The following is a 4,343-nucleotide window of genomic DNA, read 5'->3' on the forward strand; positions in this document are numbered from 1 at the left end:
AGTCCAGCCGCGGCGGGTCGGCCACCGCGCGGCCCGCCGCCACCCGGTCGGCGTCCAGCTCCAGCCCCAGCACCCGCACGTCCCGCCGGAGGGCCGTCAGTCTGCGTGCCAGTTCCACGGTGGTCACCGGGGACGCGCCGTAGCCGAGGTCCACCACCAGGGGATCGTCGGACGCCGACAGGGCGCGGCGCACCGCCGGGGCGGCCACGAGCCAGCGGTCGACCCGGCGCAACCGGTTCGGGTTGGTGGTGCCGCGGGTCGGCGCGCCGATCAGCTCCGGCCCGCGAGCCACTGCACCGTGAATTCCGCCTCGGCGTCGAGCAGCCGGGTGACCTGCTCGGCGACGACGTTCTCCAGCCTGCCGCCGACCAGCGGCAGCCGTACGGCGACGGACCCACGGGTCCACACCACGCTGTGCTCACCCTCCGAGGTGATTTCCGTGTCGGCGGTGAGCCGGCCGGGGAGGTCGGCGACGTGCACCGCGACCGTGCCGGTGTAGCGCCCGGTGCCGTGGTCGGTCCAGCTGTGCTCCCGGTGCACCACCAGGTCACCGCGGTGGACGCGGCGCACGGCCCCGGGCAGCATCGCCGCGTCGATGCCCTGCACGAGCGTGTAGCGGACCCCGTCCGCGGTGGTCTCGTGCGTCGGGAGCTCGGCGTGCGGACCACCCGTGCGGGCGAGCCGGGCCCGCAGTGCCCGCTCGTCGGTGTGGGCGGCGAACACCTCGTCGGTGCCGTGGACATACCTCGCCCGGTGCTCGATGGGGGTGGCCATGGCGGGGACAGTACCGTGGGCCCCCGTGAGCACTGACGGAACGGTGGGCACCGAACGGCTGAGCGCCCACACCACGCTGCGCCTGGGCGGCGCCGCGCGACGGTTCGTGCGGGCGGAGAGCACCGACGCGCTGGTCGCCGCCGTGCGCGAACGGGACGCGGACGGCGAACCCGTGCTACTCGTGGGCGGCGGGTCGAACCTCGTCGTCGGCGACGACGGCTTCGACGGCACCGTGGTCCGCATCGCCACCACCGGGTGGTCCGGCACCGACGGGGAGACGGTGGCGGCGGGCCAGGACTGGGACGAGTACGTCGCCGCCACGGTCGCGGCCGGGCTGGGCGGCCTGGAGTGCCTGTCCGGCATCCCCGGCTCGGCCGGGGCGACGCCGATCCAGAACGTGGGCGCCTACGGCCGCGAGGTCAGTGAGGTGCTCGACTCGGTCGACGTCTACGACCGGCGCACCGCCGAGATCCGCACCCTCGGCGCCGCCGACCTCGGCTTCGCCTACCGCACCAGCGTGCTGAAGGGCACCGACACCGGGGTGGTGCTGACCGTGCGGTTCCGGCTGTACACCGACGGGCTGTCCGCGCCCGTGCGTTACGCCGAGCTGGCGCGTGCGCTCGGTGTCGACATCGGCGCCCGGGTGCCCGCCGCGGAGGCGCGCGAGGCGGTGCTGGGGCTGCGGCGGGGCAAGGGCATGGTGCTCGATCCCGGTGACCACGACACGTGGAGCGCAGGGTCGTTCTTCACCAACCCGATCGTGCCCGAGTCGGAGCTGGACACGGTGCTCGCCCGGATCGCCGAGGTGCTCGGCGACGACGTCACCGTGCCGCGCTACCCGGCCGACGGAGGGGTCAAGCTCTCGGCGGCGTGGCTGATCGAACGCGCCGGTTTCACCAGGGGTCACCCGGGCCCCGGCGCCCGGGTGTCGCTGTCCACGAAACACACCCTGGCCCTGACCAACCGCGGCGCGGCGACGACGTCCGACCTGCTCGCCCTGGCCCGCGAGGTCCGCGACGGCGTCCGCACCCACTTCGGCGTGACACTCACCCCGGAACCCCTCCTGATCAACTGCAAGCTCTGACCCGGGCCGGTCACCCAGGGTGTTGCCGTGAAGGGCACCTTCCCTGCGTGTCGCGCAGCGAGGGGCACATTCACTGCGTCACACGCAGGGAAAGTGCCCTTCACGGTTACCTCCGCCGGGGGAGGGTCACTCGCGGTGGACGCGGCTGCCGTGGTGTTGGGCGCGGGGTTTGACGGTGATCTGGTCGAGGTTGACGTGCGGGGGGCGGGTCGCGGCGAAGGCGATGACGTCGGCCACGTCCTCGGCGGTCAACGGCTGCAGGCCCTGGTACACCTGCGCGGCGCGCTCGGTGTCGCCCTCGAAGCGGTTCAGCGAGAACTCCGTCTCCACCATCCCCGGGATCACCTCGGTCAGCCGCAGCGGGTCGCCCAGGTGCTCCGAGCGCAGGGTCTGGTGCAGCGCCGACTGGGCGTGCTTGGCGGAGGTGTAGCCCGCGCCGCCGTCGTAGACCTCGTGCCCGGCGATGGATGTGACCGTGATCACGTGGCCGTCTCCGGAGGCGATCAGCTTCGGCAGCAACGCCTTGGTCACCCGCAGTGTGCCCAGCACGTTCGTCTGCCACATCCAGCGCCAGTTGTCCTCGTTGGCCTCCTCGACCCGCTCCAGCCCGCGTGCGCCGCCCGCGTTGTTCACCAGCACGTGGCACTCCGGGATCTGGTGGACGAACGACTCGACCGACTCCGCGTCGGTGACGTCGAGCAGGTGCGCGGTGCCGGACAGTTCCTCGGCCAGCGGTCGCAGCCGGTCGAGCCGCCGTGCCCCGAGGACGACGTGGAAGCCGGCCCCGGCCAGCGCGCGGGCGGCGGCCTCGCCGATGCCCGCGCTCGCTCCGGTGATCACTGCGGTTCGGGTGCTCATGGCCTGCAGATGCTGCCAGGTAGTGTGGCACCGCCGAAGCACTGGTGCCCGCGGGAGGAGCGACGAACGGATGCGGACGGACGTCGTCGGCGCATCGGGTGTCCGGATCAGCGTCCTGACCGGCGGTGATCCCGGGGGCGGCGCCTCCGGGCCGGACACCCCGGACACGACCCCGGCGATCCTGTTCCTGCACGGCTGGGCCCAGTCGGCACGGGCGTGGCACACCCAGCTCACCGACCCGGACCTGGCGGGCCGGTTCCCGCTCGCCGCGATGGACCTGCGCGGGCACGGCTGTTCGGACGTCCCGGACGGCGGCTACGACGACCCGGCCGCCTGGGCCGACGACGTCGCCGCGGTGCTGCGCCTGCTGGGGCGGCCCACCGTGCTGGTCGGCTGGTCCTACGGCGGCCTGGTGATCACCGACTACCTGCGTGTGTACGGCACGCGGGGCCTGGCCGGGCTGGTGCTGGTCGGCGCGATCACCGAGATCGGCCGGGGACGGCCCGGCGGCAGCGTGGGCCCGGCGATGGCCTCGGCGCTGCCGGACGCGCTGTCCGACGACCCGGCCGTGGCACTGCCCGCGCTCACCGGACTCGCCGAGGGCATGACGGCCCGCCCGGTTCCGGGGTCGACCACGCAGGCCCTGCTCGGGGCGACCCTGGCGGTGCCGCCGGCGGTGCGCGGCGCCCTCTTCCGGCGCGACGTCGACAGCGCCGACGTGCTCGAAGCGGTCGACGTCCCGACGCTGGTGCTGCACGGCGACGCCGACGCTGTCGTCGACATCACGGCGGGCGAGTACGCGGCCGGGAAGATTCCCGGGGCCGTCACGCGTTGGTGGTCGGGTGTAGGCCACGTCCCGTTCGTCGAGTCCGCACCCGAGTTCGACACCACCCTGCTGCGGTTCGCCGGACGTCAGGCCGTCGGGGGCCTCGACGGCCGAGCAGAAAGGTGATTCGGTGACGATCTCCTGGTACCGGTCGGCCGCCCGGCCGCGCCGGGTGGCGGTGCTGTCCCTGCACACCTCCCCGCTGGAACAGCCGGGCACCGGGGACGCCGGGGGCATGAACGTCTACATCGCCCGGACCGCGCGGGAGATGGCCCGCCGCGGCACCAGCGTCGAGGTGTTCACCCGCGCCACGTCCTCCGACCAGCCGCCGGTCGCCGAACTGGCGCCCGGGGTGCTCGTGCGGCACATCCCCGCGGGGCCGTTCGAACCGCTGAGCCGCTCCGAACTGCCGTCCCAGCTGTGCGCGTTCACCTCGGGGGTGCTGCGCACGGAGGCGTTCCAGGAGCCGGGGCACTACGACCTCATCCACTCGCACTACTGGCTGTCCGGCCAGGTCGGCTGGCTCGCCCGGGACCGCTGGGGGGTGCCGCTGGTGCACACGGCACACACCCTGGCGAAGGTGAAGAACGCCGCGCTCGCGGACGGCGACACCCCCGAACCGCGCACCCGGGTGATCGGCGAGCAGCAGGTGGTCGCCGAGGCCGACCGGCTCGTGGTGAACACCGACGTCGAGGGTGACCAGCTCACGCGGCTCTACGGCGCGGACCCGCGCGCCGTGCGGACGGTGTCGCCGGGGGTGGACCTCGCGCGGTTCCGGCCCGGCCCGTCGGCCGACGCCCG

Annotated in this window: 5 protein-coding genes and 1 pseudogene; 3 read left to right on the plus strand and 3 right to left on the minus strand. The window is 74.0% G+C overall.

Annotation, left to right across the window (positions count from 1 at the left end):
• Together ACTIR_RS0103490 and ACTIR_RS0103495 are read right to left on the minus strand one after the other, a co-directional pair.
• Positions 1-292: pseudogene (locus tag ACTIR_RS0103490) on the minus strand (class I SAM-dependent methyltransferase); the annotation flags it as partial.
• Positions 271-774, minus strand: coding sequence for a DUF2505 domain-containing protein (locus tag ACTIR_RS0103495; protein ID WP_026453240.1), 504 nt, complete (start codon positions 772-774; stop codon positions 271-273). The pseudogene ACTIR_RS0103490 and the gene ACTIR_RS0103495, both read right to left, overlap by 22 nt.
• Before the next feature lie 25 nt (positions 775-799).
• Between ACTIR_RS0103495 and ACTIR_RS0103500 the strand changes: the two genes are divergently transcribed.
• The gene (locus ACTIR_RS0103500) at positions 800-1,858 is read left to right on the plus strand and encodes a UDP-N-acetylmuramate dehydrogenase (RefSeq protein WP_026453241.1); all 1,059 of its coding nucleotides are present in this window, start codon (positions 800-802) and stop codon (positions 1,856-1,858) included.
• A gap of 126 nt (positions 1,859-1,984) precedes the next feature.
• On the opposite strand, the gene ACTIR_RS0103505 is transcribed toward ACTIR_RS0103500, so the two are convergent.
• On the minus strand, positions 1,985-2,716 hold the full coding sequence (locus tag ACTIR_RS0103505) for an SDR family NAD(P)-dependent oxidoreductase (protein ID WP_026453242.1): 732 nt from the start codon (positions 2,714-2,716) through the stop codon (positions 1,985-1,987).
• Positions 2,717-2,786: 70 nt separating this feature from the next.
• On the opposite strand from ACTIR_RS0103505, the gene ACTIR_RS0103510 reads away from it, so the two are divergent.
• Positions 2,787-3,668 carry an alpha/beta fold hydrolase gene (locus tag ACTIR_RS0103510; protein ID WP_026453243.1) on the plus strand — a complete coding sequence of 294 codons (882 nt, stop codon included), beginning with the start codon at positions 2,787-2,789 and terminating at the stop codon, positions 3,666-3,668.
• A gap of 4 nt (positions 3,669-3,672) precedes the next feature.
• A partial coding sequence (locus tag ACTIR_RS0103515; protein ID WP_026453244.1) for a glycosyltransferase occupies positions 3,673-4,343 on the plus strand: 671 nt, incomplete at its 3' end.

The sequence above is a fragment of the Saccharomonospora iraqiensis subsp. iraqiensis genome (genome assembly GCF_000430445.1).
Classification (GTDB): Bacteria; Actinomycetota; Actinomycetes; order Mycobacteriales; family Pseudonocardiaceae; genus Saccharomonospora; species Saccharomonospora iraqiensis.

Excerpts from the sequence above, each read along its gene's own strand:
- ACTIR_RS0103495 (WP_026453240.1), bottom strand. The coding sequence starts at position 774 with ATGGCCACCCCCATCGAGCACCGGGCGAGGTATGTCCACGGCACCGAC.
- ACTIR_RS0103505 (WP_026453242.1), bottom strand. The coding sequence starts at position 2,716 with ATGAGCACCCGAACCGCAGTGATCACCGGAGCGAGCGCGGGCATCGGC.
- ACTIR_RS0103510 (WP_026453243.1), top strand. The coding sequence starts at position 2,787 with ATGCGGACGGACGTCGTCGGCGCATCGGGTGTCCGGATCAGCGTCCTG.